Source organism: Neobacillus rhizosphaerae, from assembly GCF_937468385.1.
GTDB classification, from domain to species: Bacteria; Bacillota; Bacilli; order Bacillales; family Cytobacillaceae; genus Neobacillus; species Neobacillus rhizosphaerae.
The window spans coordinates 1-19,803 of sequence record NZ_CALBWS010000041.1 but is presented as its reverse complement, the minus strand read 5'-3'; the positions used below and the strand labels follow the sequence as shown (position 1 = coordinate 19,803).

Annotated in this window: 16 protein-coding genes, 1 other RNA gene and 1 other annotated feature; of the genes, 2 read left to right on the top strand and 15 right to left on the bottom strand. The window is 40.5% G+C overall.

The features are described 5' to 3' along the window. Positions 1-103: 103 nt before the first annotated feature. Genes mnmA through cymR form a run of 3 tightly spaced genes read right to left on the bottom strand, consistent with a single transcriptional unit; the run spans position 104 to position 2,869 of the window. Complete coding sequence (gene mnmA / locus M5A78_RS22105) at positions 104-1,222, bottom strand: tRNA 2-thiouridine(34) synthase MnmA (protein ID WP_248737447.1); 1,119 nt, start codon at positions 1,220-1,222, stop codon at positions 104-106. Positions 1,223-1,261: 39 nt separating this feature from the next. Continuing rightward, on the bottom strand, positions 1,262-2,404 hold the full coding sequence (locus tag M5A78_RS22100) for a cysteine desulfurase family protein (RefSeq protein ID WP_248737472.1): 1,143 nt from the start codon (positions 2,402-2,404) through the stop codon (positions 1,262-1,264). 45 nt (positions 2,405-2,449) lie between these two features. Continuing rightward, entirely contained in the window at positions 2,450-2,869 is a 420-nt protein-coding gene (gene cymR / locus M5A78_RS22095) for a cysteine metabolism transcriptional regulator CymR (protein WP_248737446.1), read from the bottom strand. A 146-nt stretch (positions 2,870-3,015) separates the two neighbouring features. On the opposite strand from cymR, the gene M5A78_RS22090 reads away from it, so the two are divergent. Next, the gene (locus tag M5A78_RS22090) at positions 3,016-4,290 is read left to right on the top strand and encodes a replication-associated recombination protein A (RefSeq protein WP_248737445.1); all 1,275 of its coding nucleotides are present in this window, start codon (positions 3,016-3,018) and stop codon (positions 4,288-4,290) included. Positions 4,291-4,360: 70 nt separating this feature from the next. On the opposite strand, the gene M5A78_RS22085 is transcribed toward M5A78_RS22090, so the two are convergent. The 7 genes from M5A78_RS22085 to M5A78_RS22055 all read right to left on the bottom strand — a co-directional run bounded on the left by M5A78_RS22085 (position 4,361) and on the right by M5A78_RS22055 (position 11,424). Then, on the bottom strand, positions 4,361-5,305 hold the full coding sequence (locus M5A78_RS22085; protein WP_248737444.1) for an ABC transporter permease: 945 nt from the start codon (positions 5,303-5,305) through the stop codon (positions 4,361-4,363). Then, on the bottom strand, positions 5,298-6,224 hold the full coding sequence (locus M5A78_RS22080) for an ABC transporter ATP-binding protein (RefSeq protein ID WP_248737443.1): 927 nt from the start codon (positions 6,222-6,224) through the stop codon (positions 5,298-5,300). Before M5A78_RS22080 ends, M5A78_RS22085 begins: the two co-directional genes overlap by 8 nt. Positions 6,225-6,514: 290 nt before the next feature. Continuing rightward, the gene (locus M5A78_RS22075; protein ID WP_248737442.1) at positions 6,515-7,282 is read right to left on the bottom strand and encodes a tRNA threonylcarbamoyladenosine dehydratase; all 768 of its coding nucleotides are present in this window, start codon (positions 7,280-7,282) and stop codon (positions 6,515-6,517) included. Between the two features lie 161 nt (positions 7,283-7,443). Beyond that, a non-coding RNA gene (gene ssrS, locus M5A78_RS22070) (6S RNA) lies at positions 7,444-7,641 on the bottom strand. Between the two features lie 67 nt (positions 7,642-7,708). Continuing rightward, entirely contained in the window at positions 7,709-9,478 is a 1,770-nt protein-coding gene (gene aspS / locus M5A78_RS22065) for an aspartate--tRNA ligase (protein ID WP_248737441.1), read from the bottom strand. Between the two features lie 12 nt (positions 9,479-9,490). After that, a complete protein-coding gene (gene hisS, locus M5A78_RS22060; protein ID WP_248737440.1) occupies positions 9,491-10,762 on the bottom strand; it encodes a histidine--tRNA ligase in 1,272 nt (423 codons plus the stop codon). A gap of 80 nt (positions 10,763-10,842) precedes the next feature. Beyond that, positions 10,843-11,087, bottom strand: a binding site (T-box leader). 160 nt (positions 11,088-11,247) lie between these two features. Then, positions 11,248-11,424 (bottom strand): hypothetical protein, encoded by a 177-nt coding sequence (locus M5A78_RS22055; protein WP_248737439.1) that lies wholly within the window; start codon positions 11,422-11,424, stop codon positions 11,248-11,250. Positions 11,425-11,595: 171 nt separating this feature from the next. Between M5A78_RS22055 and M5A78_RS22050 the strand changes: the two genes are divergently transcribed. Continuing rightward, on the top strand, positions 11,596-13,362 hold the full coding sequence (locus M5A78_RS22050; protein ID WP_248737438.1) for an SH3 domain-containing protein: 1,767 nt from the start codon (positions 11,596-11,598) through the stop codon (positions 13,360-13,362). Between the two features lie 241 nt (positions 13,363-13,603). On the opposite strand, the gene dtd is transcribed toward M5A78_RS22050, so the two are convergent. From dtd to M5A78_RS25045, 5 genes are all read right to left on the bottom strand, one after another. After that, complete coding sequence (gene dtd / locus M5A78_RS22045; protein WP_248737437.1) at positions 13,604-14,047, bottom strand: D-aminoacyl-tRNA deacylase; 444 nt, start codon at positions 14,045-14,047, stop codon at positions 13,604-13,606. Positions 14,048-14,058: 11 nt separating this feature from the next. Further along, positions 14,059-16,254, bottom strand: coding sequence for a RelA/SpoT family protein (locus M5A78_RS22040; RefSeq protein WP_248737436.1), 2,196 nt, complete (start codon positions 16,252-16,254; stop codon positions 14,059-14,061). A gap of 437 nt (positions 16,255-16,691) precedes the next feature. Further along, the gene (locus M5A78_RS22035) at positions 16,692-17,204 is read right to left on the bottom strand and encodes an adenine phosphoribosyltransferase (RefSeq protein WP_248737435.1); all 513 of its coding nucleotides are present in this window, start codon (positions 17,202-17,204) and stop codon (positions 16,692-16,694) included. Continuing rightward, positions 17,195-19,558, bottom strand: coding sequence for a single-stranded-DNA-specific exonuclease RecJ (gene recJ / locus M5A78_RS22030; RefSeq protein ID WP_248737434.1), 2,364 nt, complete (start codon positions 19,556-19,558; stop codon positions 17,195-17,197). The genes M5A78_RS22035 and recJ overlap by 10 nt, the downstream gene beginning before the upstream one ends. Positions 19,559-19,672: 114 nt before the next feature. Then, complete coding sequence (locus M5A78_RS25045; protein ID WP_406603730.1) at positions 19,673-19,786, bottom strand: IS3 family transposase; 114 nt, start codon at positions 19,784-19,786, stop codon at positions 19,673-19,675. Between the last annotated feature and the right edge of the window lie 17 nt (positions 19,787-19,803).

Genomic DNA, 19,803 nt, shown 5'->3' with positions numbered 1-19,803 from the left:
TACTTCACTAGCTGGGAAATTCATCCAATTTCTTGCTTTTTTTCGCTAAACAGCAATTTCTTCAAAAAAAACCTGACTCCAGAACTGGAATCAGGGTCAAATATTAACCTACATACGTTAGACGCTCACCATTTTTATAAACTTCGTCGATAGTTCCACCACCTAGACATTCGTCGCCATTATAAAAAACAGCAGCTTGTCCAGGAGTGATGGCACGCATCGGATCGTGGAAAACAACCTCAACTTTATCTCCATCTAAAAGACGAACGGTTACTTTATGATCTTCTTGACGGTAGCGGAATTTAGCCGTACATTCAAATTCCTTTGGCTTTTCCTGATTGGAAACCCAGCTCACCCCAACAGCGGTAATCGAGTCAGAATATAGTTTTTCATGGTGAAAGCCTTGTCCGACATAAAGGACGTTCCTTTTTAAATCCTTACCGATGGCAAACCAAGGTTCACCAGAACCACCGATTCCAAGACCGTGGCGTTGGCCAATCGTATGATACATTAAGCCTTCATGCTTGCCTTTTACCTCGCCATCAAATGTCTCCATGTTTCCTGGTTGCGCAGGTAGGTATTGACCTAAGAACTCTTTAAAATTCCGTTCCCCAATAAAGCAAATTCCAGTACTGTCCTTTTTCGTCGCGGTGGCAAGCTCCGCTTCCCGGGCAATTTCCCGAACTCTTGATTTTTCAAGATCTCCAATTGGGAACATGACCTTACTTAACTGTTCCTGTGTCAATTGATTTAAGAAATACGTTTGGTCCTTATTTTCATCTAAACCGCGAAGCATTTTGTATTCTCCGTCACGGTACTCAACTTGTGCATAGTGACCAGTCGCTAAATAATCTGCTCCCAGATTCACGGCATGCTCCAAAAACGCCTTGAATTTAATTTCTTTATTGCACATGACATCAGGATTAGGAGTCCTGCCCGCTTTATATTCCTCAAGGAAATAGGTAAACACCTTGTCCCAATATTGTTTTTCAAAATTAACCGCATAATAGGGAATACCAATTTGATTGCAGACACGAATGACATCCTCATAGTCTTCCGTCGCCGTACAAAAACCATTATCATCGGTATCATCCCAATTTTTCATAAAAATTCCGATGACATCATAGCCTTGCTGTTTTAATAAAAGCGCAGCTACAGATGAATCTACACCGCCTGACATCCCAACAACAACACGTGTGTTTTGTGGATCTTTTCTTTCCATTGATATTCACCTCTCTCTTGCTAAAACTTCTTCAAGCATTTATTTTTTCAGACGCGAAACAATCCTTGCCGTTTCTTCGGCTGCCTTTATGATTTCTTCTTTTGTCGTGTTAAAACCGAAACTAAAACGTATCGAATTTATCAATCGCTCTGATTGTTTACCAAACATAGCCACAAGGACGTGGGAAGGCTCAATTGAACCTGCAGTACAGGCCGATCCGCTCGAAACAGCAATTCCTGCCAAATCAAGATTTACGAGCATCGCCTCCACACTTGTCCCCGGAAAGCTTAAGTTTAATACATGTGGCAGTGAATATTCAAGCGTTCCGTTTACCTTGAAATCAACTTCTCGTTCACGTAGCTTTTCTTGAAAAATTTCTTTATATTCAAAGAATTTTTCTCTTTTTGCAGAACGCTCTTCATTGGCAATTATTACTGCTTGATGGAATCCCGCAATCGATGCAACATTCTCAGTCCCTGCCCGCCTTTTTCTTTCTTGATCACCACCGAAGGAACGTGGTGCAAGCTTCACAGTTGACCGGGCATAGAGAAAGCCAGTTCCTTTCGGGCCATTAATTTTATGAGCGGTTACCGATAATAAATCGATGAAGCTCTCATTGACGTCTATTTTTTCAGCTCCATAGGCCTGAACAGCATCGGTATGGAAAACGGCTTGATGATTTTTTAACAGCTGCCCAATTTCCGTAATTTGTTGAATGGTGCCAACCTCGTTATTTCCATACATGATAGAAACTAAAATAGTATCCTCTCGTAAAGCCTCATTTAACTCTGAAAGAGAAATTAGCCCCGTTTCATCAACAGGCAAATAGGTGACCTCAAAACCTAATTTTTCTAATTTTTTGCAAGCATGAAGCACTGCATGATGTTCAATTTGAGTGGTAATAATGTGTTTGCCTTGATGCTGATAGCTTTCGGCAGCCCCAAATAAAGCCAGATTATCCGCTTCTGTTCCCCCGCTTGTAAAAATAATCTCGTTTTCCTTTGCGCCAATACTCCTAGCTAATTCTGCACGGGCTAAATCAATACGATGACGAGCTTCCCTCCCATATGAATGGATACTCGAAGGGTTTCCAAAAGATAAACTCATGACTTCCATCATTTTTTCAATTACCCTTGGATGCATCGGAGTCGTCGCTGCATGGTCAAGATAGATTCGTTCCATCATTACACCTTCAATCAAAATAATTCGCTTTTATTACCTTTTACATTAAATATAAAACATATAACCCTCATGCTCATTGTCTTCACTATGACTAGCTAAATCTTCTAGTGTCGTATTGTCGAGAACATCCTTGATGGCATCGCGAATGCGAATCCACAGCTCGCGCTTTGCTGGCTCTTCATCTTCTATTCCTTCAACAGGAGTAATCGGGCCTTCAAGGACACGAATTACATCGCCTGCGGTAATTTTGGATGGTTCATTAGTCAGAATATACCCTCCGTATGCTCCTCGAATGCTTTTAACTAATCCAGCATTCCGTAATGGGGCAATCAATTGCTCTAAATAATGTTCAGATAGGTCATTTGCCTGGGCAATCGCTTTTAATGAAGTAGGACCCTCACCATGTTTTTTGGCAAGCTCAATCATAATCGTTAGACCATATCGTCCTTTAGTAGAAATTTTCATAACCTGCACCTCTGTTCTAATCTATATAAAAATATTCTCAGTAATTTGATAGGCATTAGAATTATATCACATTCTTCTTTAATATGCTTTTTGTAAGGAAAATGATATTGTAAGATAAAGAACGAATTTTGTTTGGAGAGATGAATATGCAGCAAAAGCCTTTAGCCTTTCGGATGCGCCCAAGAACGATAGAAGAAGTCGCAGGCCAAGAGCATCTGGTTGGTGATGGAAGGATAATTGCCAGAATGGTAAAAGCAAAACAGCTGACATCCATGATTTTATATGGACCACCGGGCATTGGAAAAACCTCGATTGCCAGTGCAATTGCAGGGAGCACAAAATACGCCTTTCGGACGCTTAACGCCGTTACAAACAATAAAAAAGATATGGAAATAGTCGCTGCAGAGGCGAAAATGTCTGGGAAAGTAATTCTGCTTCTTGATGAAGTCCATAGGTTAGATAAAGCAAAGCAGGATTTTTTACTGCCTTATTTAGAAAATGGGATGATTGTATTAATTGGGGCCACCACAAGTAATCCCTATCATGCCATTAATCCAGCGATTCGTAGTCGCTGTCAAATTTTTGAATTGAAGCCGTTAACACCTGATGAAGTAAAACAAACTCTAACTCGCGCCCTAGAAGACGAAGAACGGGGATTTGGACGGCTGAAAATTGAGATTTCTGAGGAAGCTATACAGCATTTTGCCCAAGGATCGAACGGGGATGTACGAAGCTCCTTAAATGCCCTGGAATTAGCGGTACTTTCCACGGATAAAGATGCCAATGACATGATCCAAATCGATGTGAAAACAGCGGAGGAATGTTTGCAAAAGAAAAGTTTAGTTGCCGATAAAGATGGAGACGAGCACTACGATGTCCTGTCGGCTTTTCAAAAATCGATTCGTGGTAGTGACGTCAATGCCGCTCTCCACTATCTCGGAAGATTAATTGAAGCTGGAGACCTGCCAAGTATTAGCCGTCGTATGATTGTGATCGCTTATGAAGATATTGGACTTGCCAATCCACAAGCTGGAGCTCGCACGTTGGCTGCGATTGAAACCGCAGAGAGAATTGGCTTTCCAGAGGCAAGGATACCACTTGCCAATGCCGTTATTGAATTATGCCTTTCGCCTAAGTCCAATTCTGCCGTCTTAGCCATTCAGGCAGCACTTGATGATATTCAAAAAGGAATGGTCGGTGAAGTACCAGATCATTTACGTGATGCCCACTACAAAGGGGCAAAAGAGCTTGGTAGAGGAATTGGCTACCTATATCCTCACGATTTTGAAAATGGCTGGGTCCCGCAGCAATATTTACCGAACAAATTAAAAAACAAACAATACTATCAACCAAAGAAAACCGGAAAATTTGAACAGGCACTTGCCATTGTTTATGAAAAATTAACTCGCTCGAAAAAATAAATAGAGGTGTCAGGCACCATGTGAAAATTTCACATGGTGCCTGACACCTTTTTTTAATTTATGGAAACAGTTAAGCGGCAACGTCTCGTTTTTTGAAGACGTAGAAGGCGAAAAATTGGAAAACGGCAAAGTAAATCAGCAGCATGATGACCGAAAATGTCATTGTCATTCCTTCTACCATCGGCGTACCTTCAAAGTATTGTGATAAATTCGTATTGGCAAACAAGATATATTTTGCCCAGCTATATTTTAATGACAACAAGGTAGTAAATTGGGCCCCGGTAAACAATAAAAACAGTGATAAGCCGATTGCCATGGAGCTGTTCCGGAAAACGGACGAAATCATGAACGCCATAGTCGCAAGCATAATCATGTCGATTGAACTATACCCGTAATAAACCAACAGGTGAGTTACAATATTTTGCTCGGTTACGACTCCATTAGAATAATTTAAGTATGGAACGGCTTGTTCAGGCATTCCAAAAAGGATGCTACCAAGTACGGTTGAGAAACCAAACAGAATGGCCAGCATCAACAGCCCAAACAATAACACAGTCAAATATTTCGATGCTAAGATTTTGGTACGATTGATTGGCCGTATCAATAACAGCTTAATGGTTCCCCAGTTAAATTCACTCGCGACAATCCCAGCAGAAATGATAATTGTAAATAATCCCGCTAAGATGATAAGTTGTGAAGCATCCTTAACAAATGACCAAACATTATATTTTTCATTTGGTGGAAGATTATGCTTAATCCGATAGTCATTAATGGCGATTTCTTTTTTTAAAAATTGCTTTTCCATCTTCGCACGACTTTGGGCCATCTGTTGATTTAATGCTTTATTTTCCTCCTGTAATGTTTGCTCCCATTTTTTATCGACTTTGTAATCCTTTTCCTGATACTTAGAAAAAGTACCGACAATCGAGATAATAACGATAAGTATGGCAATCATGACATAAGTTCCTGGGCGTTTAAAAATTTTCATCCATTCATTTTTGATTAAATTAAGCACGTGCTTCTGCCTCCTTTTCTGATGTCACTTCAAGGAAGCGATCTTCTAATGTTTTCGCCACTTCTTTTATCCCAAAAACTTGAATATCTGCGGCAACAAACTTTTTAACTAGATTCGGGATTTCCTCTTTAGAAAATTCAACGGATATTCCATTTCTTGAGCTGTTCGCTCTAACATCTGGATAGTTGGTTTCTATTAGTGACAAAGCTTTATCACTCGGAACTACCTCTAACTCATACGTCACTTCAGAGCCATGGACAAATTCCTGGACAAGCTGAACATCGATCAACTTGCCTTTTTGAATGATCCCGATTCTGTCACACATCATTTCCATTTCAGAAAGCAAGTGGCTGGAAACGATAACGGCCATATTTTTTTCACGTGCTAAGAGGCGGACATAGTCACGAATTTCTCTTATTCCAGCGGGATCAAGGCCATTCGTAGGCTCATCTAGAATCAACACATCTGGGTCATGCAAAAGACACTGTGCTAATCCCAACCTCTGTCTCATTCCAAGTGAGTAGGTTTTCACTTTGTCATTGATTCGGTCTGTTAAGCCAACGAGTTCAACGGTTTCAGCAATCTTTTCCTTAGTGATGCCTTTTGACATTCTTGCATAATGAACCAGATTTTGATATCCAGACAAAAATTTATACATCTCCGGATTCTCAACAATGGCACCAACATGGCTTACAGCATCTTCAAACTCACTTTTGATGCTTGCCCCGCCAATACTAATGTCTCCCGAAGTAATCCCCATCAAGCCGACAATCATCCGGATGGTCGTTGTTTTCCCCGCACCATTTGGACCTAGAAACCCAAATACCTCACCCTTATTCACTTGGAAGCTGATATGATCAATAATCGTTCTTCCTTTAATCACTTTTGTTACGTCTTTTAGTTCAACGATTGTTTCCAAATTCTCTCTCCTCTCTATTAGTCACACACAATTTTACCTTATTTCGGCAAAATTTTCCTAACTAATATTCCTTTTATATTATAACCTTACAAACCCTTTCCTTAATAACGGCTGTGGATGGAATCAATTCTAGGGCTAAAGGCTGATAATCAATCATGTTAACAAAATATCAAACCTTTTTTTCAATTGTACACTTTTCCACTTTTCAGGTTCTAAAAGCCAGTCGGTATTACCAACCTTGAAAACAGAATAATAAAAACCCTAAACTCCAAAAGTTTAGGGCTCAACAATTATTTTTCATCTGAAACACGTTGGATTTTGATATCTTTTAGTAATTCTCTCACAACATAGCTTGCCATAATTAAACCTGCTGCAGATGGGACAAAGGCATTTGACGCAGGCGGCATTTGAGCTTTACGGATTGGGGCATTTTCATTTCCTACCTCTTTTTTAATGTCCTCACGAATGACAATCGGGCTTTCATCAGAAAAAACAACTGGTATGCCCTTATGAATTCTTTCCTTACGAAGTTTCGTGCGGATGACTTTTGCAATTGGATCCGTATGAGTCTTCGAAATATCGGCAATTTGGAACCGGGTTGGGTCCATTTTATTAGCAGCCCCCATGCTCGAAATAATCGGAATCTTTCTTTTTAAACATTCTTTCATCAAATGAATTTTATAAATAATCGTATCAGAGGCATCCACGACAAAATCTAAGTTGTAGCCAAAAATCTCCTCATAAGTATCCTCTGTGTAAAACATCTTCAGTGCAATCACTTCACAATCAGGATTAATATCCTTAATCCGCTCCTGCATTATGTCTACTTTTGGTCTACCCACGGTTGAAAGAAGCGCAATTAGTTGACGGTTAATGTTTGTAATATCAACATCGTCTTTGTCGATTAAAATTAACCGACCAACACCAGAGCGTGCAAGGGCCTCGGCAGCAAATGAACCGACACCGCCAATTCCTAAAACAGCGACCGTGCTATTTTTCATGATATTAAGTCCTTCTTTACCGATAGCAAGCTCATTTCGCGAAAATTGATGTAGCATTTATATTCACTCCAAATTTAAATTCAATTATCTATTATTTTTTCACCATAAAAATATATCATACCCGCTTATAAAAACAAGTATTTTTATAGGAATTAGGAAGATAAACAGCAAAATAAAACCTCTTGCCGTAGCAAGAGGTTGATTTTTGTAAAAAGGAAAAGAGTCCCAATGGTGCCGTTGCTTCTTCATCCTTAGTTTTGATCCCGCACTCAGCAGGGGGGTGTCCTGTTCCCGGTATTGTAAGTCCCCTTACCTGTCAATAGGTGGGGCATTTACGCAATCAGAAAACTCCAGACTCCCGAATAAATAATGTTCGGTCAAAACTTCAGGTCACACAACGTACATTTCAGGACTCTTCTTTAATTGCTTTTATAATACCATATTATGATGCTTCATTCAAGGTTTCATGAAAGCGAATTCTTGTTATTTTTTAACATTTAATGACAAACTTAGCTCTAACAATTGCGCCTCAGAAACTTCGCTTGGTGCATTTGTTAACAAGCAGCTTGCACTCGCTGTTTTTGGAAATGCAATCGTATCTCTTAGATTGGTGCTTCCGGCAAGTAGCATCACCAAGCGGTCTAGTCCAAGAGCAATGCCGCCATGTGGAGGAGTCCCATATTCAAAAACATTCATTAAGAAGCCAAACTGTTCCTTTGCTTCTTCTGGTGAAAATCCAAGAACACTAAACATTTTTTCTTGGATTGGTCGCTCAAAAATCCGAAGTGAACCGCCGCCAAGCTCATATCCATTCAGAACAAGGTCATAGGCTTGGGCACGCACCTTCCCTGGATCAGAATCCAAATATTCAAGGTCTTCCCTAAATGGCATTGTAAACGGATGGTGAGCAGCGTAATAACGCCCTTCCTCTTCATCGTATTCCAATAACGGCCAGTCTGTCACCCATAAGAAATGGAACAAGCTTTGATCGATTAATCCCAATTCTTTTCCTAGCTTAAGTCTTAGTGCGCCAAGGGAATCAGCCACTACACTTTTCTTATCAGCTACAAATAGGAGCAAATCCCCTGCATTGGCCTCTAGTGTGACTTTCAGTGCCTGTGCGTCCTCTTCAGAGAAGAATTTCGCAATTGGTCCCTTTAAGCCTTCAGAATCAACTTTTAACCAAGCAAGACCCTTGGCACCATAAACGGCAACAAACTCAGTTAAGGCATCGATATCTTTACGTGAGTACTTGTCTGCAGCACCTTTAACGTTTATCGCTTTAACTTGACCACCACTCGCAACCGCGGCGGCAAACACCTTAAAGCCGGATTCCTTGACGATTTCGGAGAGGTCAACAAGCTCTAGCCCAAAACGAGTATCCGGTTTGTCGGAACCATAGCGGCTCATCGCTTCATCATAAGTCATTTGCGGGAAAGCCTCAGGAACTTCCACACCTTTTACTTCCTTCATCAACTGTGACATCATTTTTTCCATCATGCCCATAATGTCCTTTTGACTTAAGAAGCTTGTTTCTATATCTATTTGCGTGAATTCAGGCTGCCGGTCTGCACGTAAGTCCTCGTCACGGAAACAGCGAGCAATTTGGTAATACCGTTCTATTCCACCCACCATCAACAATTGCTTAAACAACTGCGGCGATTGTGGCAGCGCGTAGAATTCACCGGGGTGGACACGGCTTGGGACTAAATAATCACGCGCCCCTTCAGGAGTGCTTTTTGTTAAAATTGGTGTTTCGATATCTAAGAAGCCTTCGCCGTCAAGGAAATCCCTAATTTGTTTCGTCACCTGATGACGCATTTTTAAGGTTTCAAAAATAACCGGACGACGGAAATCTAAATAACGATATTTCAAACGTACATCTTCTGAAGCATCTGTTTTATCAGAAATCGTAAACGGAGGAGTTTTCGCTTCATTGATAATCGTTACGGTTTCCGCTTGAACCTCAATTTTACCCGTTTTTAGATTTTCATTAATGGTTCCAGGTTCACGGGCAACGACAGTTCCCACAACATCAAGAACAAATTCGTTGCGGATTTTTTCTGCAGTTTTGAGTGCTTCCTTTGATAAATCAGGATTAAATACTACTTGGACTATTCCTGAACGGTCGCGCAAATCGATAAAGATTAATCCGCCAAGGTCGCGTCGTTTTTGAACCCAGCCTTTTAATGTTACCTTTTCCCCTACTACTGATTCTGGTACTTCACCACAAAAATACGATCTGCCAAACATGTTAATCCTCCTTTATCCTCGTAACCCCTGAAAATAGTGAACCAAAGAACCAAGCTCCACTTCTACTTGTTCACCTGTAGCCATATTTTTCACATTGATATGGTTGTTTTTAAGCTCTTCATCACCGAGAACGGCCACATATTTTGCTTTTAAGCGGTCAGCCGCTTTAAATTGCGCCTTAATTTTTCGATCTAGATAATCTCTTTCTGCTGAAAAACCAGCCATCCGAAGTTGTTGCAACAGGCCAACGGTGTAATCCTTCGCTTCCTCCCCAAGTGAGGCCAGATAACAATCAATCCCTTGACTCGTATCAAGCTCGATACCTTCTGCATTAAGGGCTGCAATAAACCGTTCAATACTTAAAGCAAAGCCGATACCAGGCGTTTCCGGCCCGCCAATTTCTTCTGCTAAACCATTATAACGGCCGCCGCCGCATAATGTGGTGATGGCCCCAAATCCCTCTGCGTTGCTCATGATCTCAAAGGCGGTGTGATTATAATAATCCAAGCCTCGCACCAAGTTGGCATCGACTTCAAAGGGAATATCTAATTGGGTTAAATACTGCTGTAATTTTTCAAAATAAGTTTTTGAATAATCGTTTAAAAACTCTAGAATGGACGGTGCAGATTTCATTAATTCATGATCACGATCCTGTTTGCAATCCAAAATTCTCAACGGATTCTTTTCCAAGCGGTTCTGACAATCATGACAAAACTCGCCGATTCTTGGTTTAAAGTGATTCACCAACGCCTCGCGGTGAGCGTTTCGGCTTTCCTTATCACCAAGGCTATTAATAATCAACTTAAGCTGGGTAAGACCCATTTCTCTGTACAGGTTCATCGCTAGGGAGATAACCTCCGCATCAATCGCTGGATCGTTACTGCCTAAAGCTTCGACTCCAAATTGAACAAACTGGCGGAAACGACCTGCCTGCGGACGTTCATAACGGAACATCGGCCCCATATAATAAAGCTTTACAGGCTGGTTGGCGTAACCAAACATTTTTTTCTCGACAAATGAGCGAACGACCGCCGCAGTTCCTTCAGGTCTAAGCGTAATACTGCGTTTCCCCCGGTCTTCAAATGTGTACATTTCTTTTTGAACAATATCAGTTGTGTCACCAACGCCTCTTGAAAATAGTTCAGTTGATTCAAAAATGGGGGTGCGAATTTCCTGGTATTGATATTTCTCACAAAGTTCTCTCGCTTTTTTTTCAATCAGCTGCCACTTCTCTACCTCTCCTGGCAATATATCCTGTGTGCCTCTCGGAATGCTAATAGACATAGCGGAAACCTCCTTTTTTTCATATTTTTATGTAAATAGATTTTTAGTGAAAATAAAAAAACTCCCATCCCTTGTATAATACAAGGGACGAGAGTTAATAATCCCGCGGTGCCACCCTAGTTGAATAGCCTAAAAAATAAAATAGCTATTCCTCTTTAACAGTTAACGCCTGCTACGTTCTTCTCCTACTAAAGCTGAAGCTTTTTCAGAGAGAAGCCTACGGAGTGTTCATTCGTTAAGTCACATGTGGAAATGCTTTCAGCCTAGGCATCTCCTCTCTTTTCATGGGTTAGCTTAACTACTATGCTCCATCAAATGGTTATATCCGTATATTACATTTTACTTCGCTAATCAGTATTTACTATCGTAAAATTCTGAACGCATAAATTCAACTGAACCTCGAGAACTGCCATTTAGTGCTGGCCAGTCAGCAAGTTTCCATTTATATAATAATAAGGAGCATCCCTGCTATTGTCAAGTGTGTTTTACGATCTCTCCAAATGTTTTTTTAACTTTCTGACATCCCCTATTGATAAGCCGAATTCAGATGCAAGTTCCAATGATGTTGCCTGCTGCTCTTTTTGAATAAAATCATGAAAATCAACTCCAAATAAACGTCCATCCATTGACTGTACGTTCATTCCTTTTTCACTCGATCTCATATTTAATCACCTCAACCCTTTCTTCGATAATCTTATTATTTCCCCCAATGGTGAAAAACTTGCATGGAAGATGAGGATTTCGTTGATTTATTGGTCATTTTTAGTAATTTAGGAATGATTTTCAGTTTCTTTTACGTTAAAATAGTAGATAAATGACAATGGAGGGTGTTAATGGGCAAAAAGTTTACTCTACTGCTATTATCTATCATACTTATTTTCGGAGCCTTCCTACCGCAGAAGAAAAGTATCGCAGCAACTAGTTCAATTACCATTTCCACCGATACTATCAACGTTCGCGGCGGTCCAGGCTTAAGCTATCCCCTTGTAAAAGTAGCTAATCGTGGCGAAAAGTATTCGATTGTAAATGAACAAGGTGAGTGGATCAAGATTCAGCTATCGTCTGGCAAAACAGGCTGGGTGGTCAATTGGCTGGTCACCAAAGAGAATGAGACTAAAACAGCCAAAGCCTCGACATCTGCCGGTGCAAAAAGCACTATCGCCACCGCTAACACCGACCAATTAAGGGTTCGATCCGGACCTGGGACAAGCTTTCGAATCGTCGGTTTCTTGAATAAAGGACAAGACGTTATGGTGGTTGAGCAAAATGAAAACTGGTATAAAATCAGTTCAACCTTCGGTGACGGTTGGGTTGCCAGAGATTTTTTGGAGTTGAAAACTGGTAAACAGAAGAACAAACCAACGGGTCCTTCCACGAATACCGCAAGTACTGGCGTAGTGAATGGTGATACTTTAAATCTTAGAAAGGAGCCATCCACAACAGGCGCTGTGATTGGAAAACTGACAAGGGGCACAACCGTAACGATTTATTCGAAACAAAATAATTGGCTAGAGGTTGGTTTTTCAAATCTTAAAGGCTGGGTGAGTGCTAAGTTTATCGACGAATCGACGAGTCAATCAAAGGACACCTCAAAGAAAGAATCTAGCGATATAAAGGGAATGGTAACTGCGAGCAGTCTAAGTGTCCGTTCAAGCTCATCACTGAATTCGAACATCATCGGGTCTGTGTCAAAAGGGCAAAGATTTACCATTTTAGAAGAATATAATAGTTGGGCAAAAATAGAATTTAAGACTGGTAGTTTTGGCTGGGTTGCAAGCTGGTATCTTGATAAATCAACTGCACAGACCAACACCGGACAAGCCGTAAAGAAAAATACCGTTACCATCTTACATAATGGAACAAATATCCGAAAAGCACCGAATGTTCAGTCAGATGTCGCGCAACTGGCTGATGAGGGAGATACTTTTTCTGTAAAAAGTATAGCAAATGACTGGTATGAAATTACCCTGAAGAATGGAAAATCAGGCTGGGTAGCCGGCTGGATTGTTTCGATTAACGGTGCTAAACAGCAGATTGAGAAGTCTGGTGCTGAAGGCTATCTAAAAAATAAAACCATTGTTCTCGACCCTGGACATGGCGGCGGGGATAACGGAACAACAGGCGCTTCCGGAACATTAGAAAAAGATCTAACACTTCGAACAGCCCTGCTTTTGTATGATAAATTAAGAGCTGCCGGTGCAAATGTTTACTTAACTAGAAATAATGATTCTTACCTTTCGCTTCCGTTACGAGTAAATACGGCAGTTGCTTACCGTGCTGATGCCTTTATTAGCCTGCATTATGACAGCAATGTAGATCGGTCTGTTCGTGGTATGACTGGCTATTACTATCATTCCTTTCAGCAGTCACTTGCCGAAACGCTTTATGCCTCAATGGTAGGACAGACGAAATTAAAAAATCGTGGAGTGCGATTAGGGGATTTCCACGTGATTCGAGAAAATAGTCAAAAAGCTGTCTTGATGGAGCTTGGCTATTTGAGTAACCCAGAAGAAGAACTGACCCTAAATTCAGGTCAGTTCCAGGAAAATGCTGCTTCAGGTTTGTTTGATGGATTAGCAAGATATTTTAAAAAGAACTAGGTTGAGCTCTAGAAGGTTTCTACAAACCTCTAGGGCTCTTTTTTCGAGGGTGCACTTGTTTTTAACTTAGTTCAAAGGCTTAAAAAGTTATAGCTTAAAATAAAAATACACTTTATCAGCGATTTTTAATGATTTATCAACGGATTTTGGCGTTTTATCAGCGGATCAAAGTTAGCAACCATCTTTCAGAAATGAGCCATAAAGTAAAAGGCTTGGCACTTAAATCCGAGTGCCAAGCCTTTTACACTTTATTTTCCAAAATTAACGTAACTGGACCGTCATTGGTCAATTCAACATCCATCATGGCGCCAAAAATACCGGTTTCAACCTGGATGCCTTTCTCACGAAGCAGCCTATTAAAAGCCTCGTAAAGCTCCAGAGCCTTATCGGGTTTAGCCGCTTCCATAAAGTTAGGTCTTCTCCCTTTTCGACAATCACCGTAAAGGGTAAACTGGGAAACAGATAGAATTTCTCCGCCAACGTCCAATAAAGATAAATTCATCTTTTCATCCGCATCTTCAAAAATCCTTAAATTAGCAATCTTATCCGCTAAGTATGCGGCATCCTCTTCCTTGTCTTCATGGGTCACACCTACAAGCAAAACAAGTCCTTTGCTAATTTGCCCTGTTACTTCACCATTAACGGTAACCTTGGCTCCTTTACTCCTTTGAACAACTACACGCATCTTAAAGCTCCTTAATTCATAATCCGGCGAACCGAATAAATATCTGGGATCTGTTTAATTCGTTCGACGACCTTTTGCAGATGGCTAACATTGTGAATCGCAATCGACATGCTGATGGTAGCCATTTTATTACGGTCAGACTTTCCGGTAACGGCCGAAATATTTGTTTTCGTCTCATTTACCGCTTGAAGAACTTCATTTAGCAGTCCTCGACGATCATAACCGTTGATTTCGATATCGACGTTATATTCCTTCCGATCATTTAAGGAAGATTCCCACTCGACAGGAATCAATCTTGACTGGGCATCATTCGAATCAATGTTGGTACAATCAGATCGGTGAACAGAGACACCACGCCCCTTCGTAATAAAACCGACAATTTCATCGCCTGGAACTGGATTACAGCATCTGGATAAGCGAATTAACAGGTTATCAATTCCTTGAACGCGGACTCCAGATTCCCGCTTCTTATTTGCTGGAAAGGATTTTATATCCGAAATCACATTGGTAATGCTTGCTGACTGTTCTTGGTCGCGCTTTTTACGCCATTTCTCAGTTAAGCGGTTAGCAACCTGTAAGGCTGTTACACCATTATAGCCAACTGCGGCGTACATATCTTCTTCATTGGAAAAATTAAATTTATCCGCAACCTTCTTCAGGTTGTCTAATGTTAAAATTTCTTTAAGCTCGAACTCCATATTACGGATTTCTTTTTCGACTAGCTCTTTCCCTTTAACAACATTCTCATCACGGCGCTGCTTTTTAAAGAAGGCGCGAATCTTGTTTTTCGCTTGGGATGTTTGTGCAAGCTTCAACCAATCCTGACTTGGTCCATATGAATGTTTGGAGGTTAAGATTTCAATAATGTCACCAGTTTTGAGACGATAGTCAAGTGTGACCATTTTGCCGTTCACTTTGGCCCCGATTGTTTTATTGCCGATCTCTGAATGGATTCGGTAAGCAAAATCGATTGGGACAGAACCGGACGGCAGTTCAATCACATCGCCTTTTGGCGTAAACACAAACACCATATCTGAGAACAGGTCAATTTTCAATGACTCCATAAACTCTTCAGCATTAGCTGTATCGTTTTGGAACTCAAGAATCTCTCTAAACCAGGTTAGTTTTTGTTCAAAAGAAGAGCTGTCACTAATGGCTTTTCCTTCTTTATATGCCCAGTGGGCTGCGACCCCGAATTCTGCAATCTGGTGCATCTCATAGGTTCTAATTTGTACCTCAAGCGGGTCGCCCTTTGGTCCAATAACCGTTGTATGCAGAGATTGGTACATATTCGGCTTTGGCATCGCAATATAATCCTTGAAGCGGCCAGGCATCGGCTTCCAACAAGTGTGAATTATTCCTAAAACAGCATAGCAATCTTTAATACTGTTGACCACGATTCGGACAGCTAGTAAATCATAAATCTCACTGAATTGCTTATTTTGTAACGCCATTTTCCGGTAAATACTGTAGATATGCTTTGGACGGCCTGAAAGTTCAGCCTTAATGGAAACCTCATTCATCCGACTCTTAACTTCTACGATGACATCCTCTAAATATTGCTCACGTTCCGCACGTTTCTTTTTCATTAAGTTAACAATCCTGTAGTATTGCTGCGGATTTAAATATCTTAATGCGGTATCTTCTAGCTCCCATTTAATCTTTGAGATACCAAGACGATGTGCTAAAGGGGCAAAAATTTCAAGTGTTTCATTTGAAATCCGGCGCTGTTTTTCAATAGGCAGATGTTTCAATGTCCGCATATTATGCAAACGATCAGCAAGCTTAATCAGAATAACGCGGATGTCCTGTGCCATTGCCACAAACATTTTCCGGTGGTTCTCCGCCTGCTGTTCCTCGTGCGATTTATATTTAAATTTTCCTAGTTTAGTTACCCCATCGACAAGCATGGCCACTTCATCGTTAAAAGCTAACTCTATATCCTTTAAGGATATATTCGTATCTTCAACGACATCGTGAAGAAAACCAGCTGCAACCGTAGCCGGATCCATCTCAAGGTCTGCTAGTATCCCTGCCACCTGGATAGGATGAATAATATACGGCTCACCCGATTTTCTATATTGTTCACGATGAGCATGTTTAGCAAATTCATACGCTTTTTTCACTAAATCAACATGCTCTTCATTTAAGTAGCTCCGAGTCTTGTCGATGACCTGGTCGGCTGTTAACACTTGATCATTCGCCATGAAATCACCTTTATTTTCATCTCATTTTATTATCAAGAAAAACTTTGCCATGAACTACCGATAAAGGTCCTTGCCCTTCACCGAGTTTTCTATATACAATGTCATTCGTAAAAAAATCGTTCCTAAATTAGAATGATTGTTACTATTATCGAAAAAAAAAGCACAGATGTAAAGTAATTATGAAGTTTTTTCTGCAAATTACGAAATTTGTGTCGAAAAATTAGAAAAGCGCCCTGTTCAGCGACGTAAGGGCTGGACTGAACCGACTGAGATAAAGGGAACATGGTAAACGAAGTGAACCGATGTTGACTTATCGTAGGGAAAAGGGCGAAGTACACTAGCCGCTGGGCTCTGAAGCTAGACAGTTTTCAAATTCCAAAGATAATATTTCTAATATTATAAAGAGAGCACTCTTCAGGAGTGCCCTCTAGCATCATTTAATAGTGCATTAGTGTTAAAATATCATAGCCGTCAAGCTTTTTCCGGCCTTCTAAATAACTTAACTCAACTAAGAAAGCGATACCAGCGACAACACCGCCAAGTTGTTCAACTAATTGAATGGTTGCTTCAATCGTACCGCCTGTAGCTAACAGATCATCAGTAACTAAAACGCGTTGTCCCGGTTTAATCGCATCCTTATGGATAGTTAAAACATCTTTTCCATATTCCAGGCCGTATCCTACTTTAATGGTTTCACGTGGGAGCTTTCCTTCCTTACGGACAGGAGCAAAGCCCACTCCAAGCGAATAAGCAACGGGACAGCCAATAATGAATCCACGAGCCTCAGGTCCAACAATAAGATCAATTTGTTTCTCTTTTGCATAAGAAACGATTTGATCTGTTGCATATTTGTATGCTTCACCATCATTCATTAAAGGGGTAATATCTTTAAATTTAATTCCAGGCTTCGGCCAATCGGGTACGATTGTAATAAATTGCTTTAAATCCATTCTGTTATTGCCTCCTCAGTTTCAACCGACTCTTGAATGACTTGATCAAACCAGTCCTTTAATTCCTGAAAGGACGAAAACAATAAATCCCGTTCAAGAGAATATTGCTTCTGTTTGGTTTGATAGGTTCTAGAGTCACTTAAATCACGCTTTTGCGCTTGATTATTCAAAGTAATAAATCCATTGTTTATTGTAACAAAATCCAGTTCAGAAAACACCTTTGACATAAAGTTAATCGTTTCCTGTGACCAGCCGCGATGTTTGGCTATATCTTCTCCATACCGTTTAAGGTCAATTGGACCTTTTTTTAGTAAAAAGGCATAGAACCATTTAAAATGATCACGGTTTGGAACGGTGCTAAAGAAATCACTGGATTCCTTATAAAAATAAGCATAAACCCTAGCCGGCTGTTTCCCCTTTATTAAACCTTCAAGAATTTCCTTTGATGGCGGGAAATCAACTAAAACAATATTTTCTAGGTAACCATTGAATGCTTTTGCCTCTTCAAGATTTTGAATAAAAACTGTATCATACCCATTTGCAGAGTTAAACTTTTCAAGATAGTTTTCGTTAAAAATAATGAATTTCTGGTTTTCAACAGGTACCGATTGAGCAATACTGTTAATTCGTTTCTGCCCGCGATAGTCAAATAACTGCCATGAATCTACCGCAATATCTTGGATAAAAATTTGTGGTTTCCGCATATTGTTCCATTCATTTATAGATAATTCTCCAATGAATGAAATTTTTGATGCAGGTGAAATCTGGTCCACTAAATGTCCCAACCCAAAACCTATTCCATCAAGGTTTGTTCCAGCTTCATTTACTAAAACCTTGAGATGGTTTTGCTCACTGCCAATTTTTCTCATATTGGCAATTTCAACATTATTTATTAAAACCTTTGGTTTAGGGTTGTCCATACCAAAAGGAGAAAGCTGACTCATTTCATCTAATGACGATAAACTGATGTCTTCCAGACGGATTTCCTCGTCAAGATAGGTAACGGGAATCAAATCCTCATCCGTTAGTTGTTCTTCACAAAGTTTATTTAATCTTGTCCGTAGCTCCGAAACATCCTCAATCTTCAAGGTCATCCCTGCAGCCATAGGATGACCGCCGAAATGGGGCAGTATGTCCCGGCAGGTCGATAAATTTTTAAAAAGGTCAAAACCGGCAATACTCCGGGCAGAGCCCTTTGCCACACCTTTTTCTGGATCAAAATTTAAAACGATTGTTGGCCGATAGTATTTCTCAACAAGTCTGGAAGCAACGATGCCAATAACACCGGCATTCCATCCTTCCTTGCCAATAACCAAAATCTTATTGGTCGCAATGGGATAATTCTTTTCGACTTCTTCGATTGCCTCGTTAGTAATTGAATTGACTATCGCTTGCCTTGTCTTATTTAATGCATCCATTTCTTCCGCTAATTGCAGGGCTTCCTCTGGGTCTTCTGTCAGGATAAGCTCTACAGCAAGGTCTGCATCTTTTAATCGACCCACAGCGTTGATCCGGGGTGCAAGGGTAAACCCAATGGTTTCTTCATTAATTGACAACGGTTCAACTCCAGCCAATTTTAAAATGGCTTTAAGGCCAATATTTTTCGTAACTTTCAGCTTTTCAAGCCCTTTTTTGGCAATCAGACGATTTTCACCTTTTAATGAAACTAAGTCAGCAATCGTTCCAATTACGGCAATTTCAAGTAAATGCTCAGGAACTTCACCATATAGGGCATGGGCAAGTTTAAAGGCCACTCCTACTCCTGCCAGTTCCCGAAACGGATAGGTGCTATCAGGAAGCTTCGGGTGAATAATTGCAAGTGCTTCCGGTAAGATTGGCCCAGGTTCATGATGGTCTGTAATGATTAGTTCAATTCCGAGCTCTTTCGCAACGGATGCTTCATGAATAGCGGATATTCCGGTATCCACCGTTATTATCAAATTGATTCCATTTTCTGCTGCTTGAAGGAAGGCAGGTTCATTCGGCCCATAGCCTTCTGTAAAACGATTAGGGATGTAAAATTGTACATTTGCGCCCAGTTCAAGCAAAGTGATCATTAACACTGCGGTGCTGCTTACTCCATCAGCGTCATAATCACCAAAAATGAGAATCGGTTCTTGCGTTTCGATGGCTTCACGAATTCTCTTTACCGCAATATCCATCCCTTTTAACAGATAGGGGTCGTGGAATTCATCCGTTCCAAATAAAAAATACCGTGCAGATTCTACGGTATCTAAGCCACGGTTGACAAGCAATGACGCAACTAGAGGTGTAATTTTCAATTCATTTTCCAGCATTTTCACTAGATGGTGATCAGAACTGGGAACAATCCATCTTGATTTTGACTTTAGCATTTGTTTGTTCACCCCTCAGACCTTCTTATTATACAGGAGTGTGAAACGTCTTTCAATCAAAAGAAAAAACCGCAGGTTTGGTCTTATCCCTGTCAAGTAGACAACATAAAAAAGCTAAGCTGCTAACGCGTGTCGATATTCAATCGGCGCGCGTTGTTTTAGTTTCTTTTGAATACGTTTGTAATTGTAGTGATAAATATAATCTTCAATCGCTTGTCGTATCTCCACTTCTGATTTACACTGTT

Bases quoted from the DNA above. Each gene is read 5' to 3' on its own strand.
- mnmA (WP_248737447.1), bottom strand. From the start codon at position 1,222: ATGGAAAGAAAAGATCCACAAAACACACGTGTTGTTGTTGGGATGTCA.
- M5A78_RS22100 (WP_248737472.1), bottom strand. From the start codon at position 2,404: ATGGAACGAATCTATCTTGACCATGCAGCGACGACTCCGATGCATCCA.
- cymR (WP_248737446.1), bottom strand. From the start codon at position 2,869: ATGAAAATTTCTACTAAAGGACGATATGGTCTAACGATTATGATTGAG.
- M5A78_RS22090 (WP_248737445.1), top strand. From the start codon at position 3,016: ATGCAGCAAAAGCCTTTAGCCTTTCGGATGCGCCCAAGAACGATAGAA.
- M5A78_RS22075 (WP_248737442.1), bottom strand. From the start codon at position 7,282: ATGCTACATCAATTTTCGCGAAATGAGCTTGCTATCGGTAAAGAAGGA.
- aspS (WP_248737441.1), bottom strand. From the start codon at position 9,478: ATGTTTGGCAGATCGTATTTTTGTGGTGAAGTACCAGAATCAGTAGTA.
- hisS (WP_248737440.1), bottom strand. From the start codon at position 10,762: ATGTCTATTAGCATTCCGAGAGGCACACAGGATATATTGCCAGGAGAG.
- M5A78_RS22055 (WP_248737439.1), bottom strand. From the start codon at position 11,424: ATGAGATCGAGTGAAAAAGGAATGAACGTACAGTCAATGGATGGACGT.
- M5A78_RS22050 (WP_248737438.1), top strand. From the start codon at position 11,596: ATGGGCAAAAAGTTTACTCTACTGCTATTATCTATCATACTTATTTTC.
- dtd (WP_248737437.1), bottom strand. From the start codon at position 14,047: ATGCGTGTAGTTGTTCAAAGGAGTAAAGGAGCCAAGGTTACCGTTAAT.
- M5A78_RS22040 (WP_248737436.1), bottom strand. From the start codon at position 16,254: ATGGCGAATGATCAAGTGTTAACAGCCGACCAGGTCATCGACAAGACT.
- M5A78_RS22035 (WP_248737435.1), bottom strand. From the start codon at position 17,204: ATGGATTTAAAGCAATTTATTACAATCGTACCCGATTGGCCGAAGCCT.
- recJ (WP_248737434.1), bottom strand. From the start codon at position 19,558: ATGCTAAAGTCAAAATCAAGATGGATTGTTCCCAGTTCTGATCACCAT.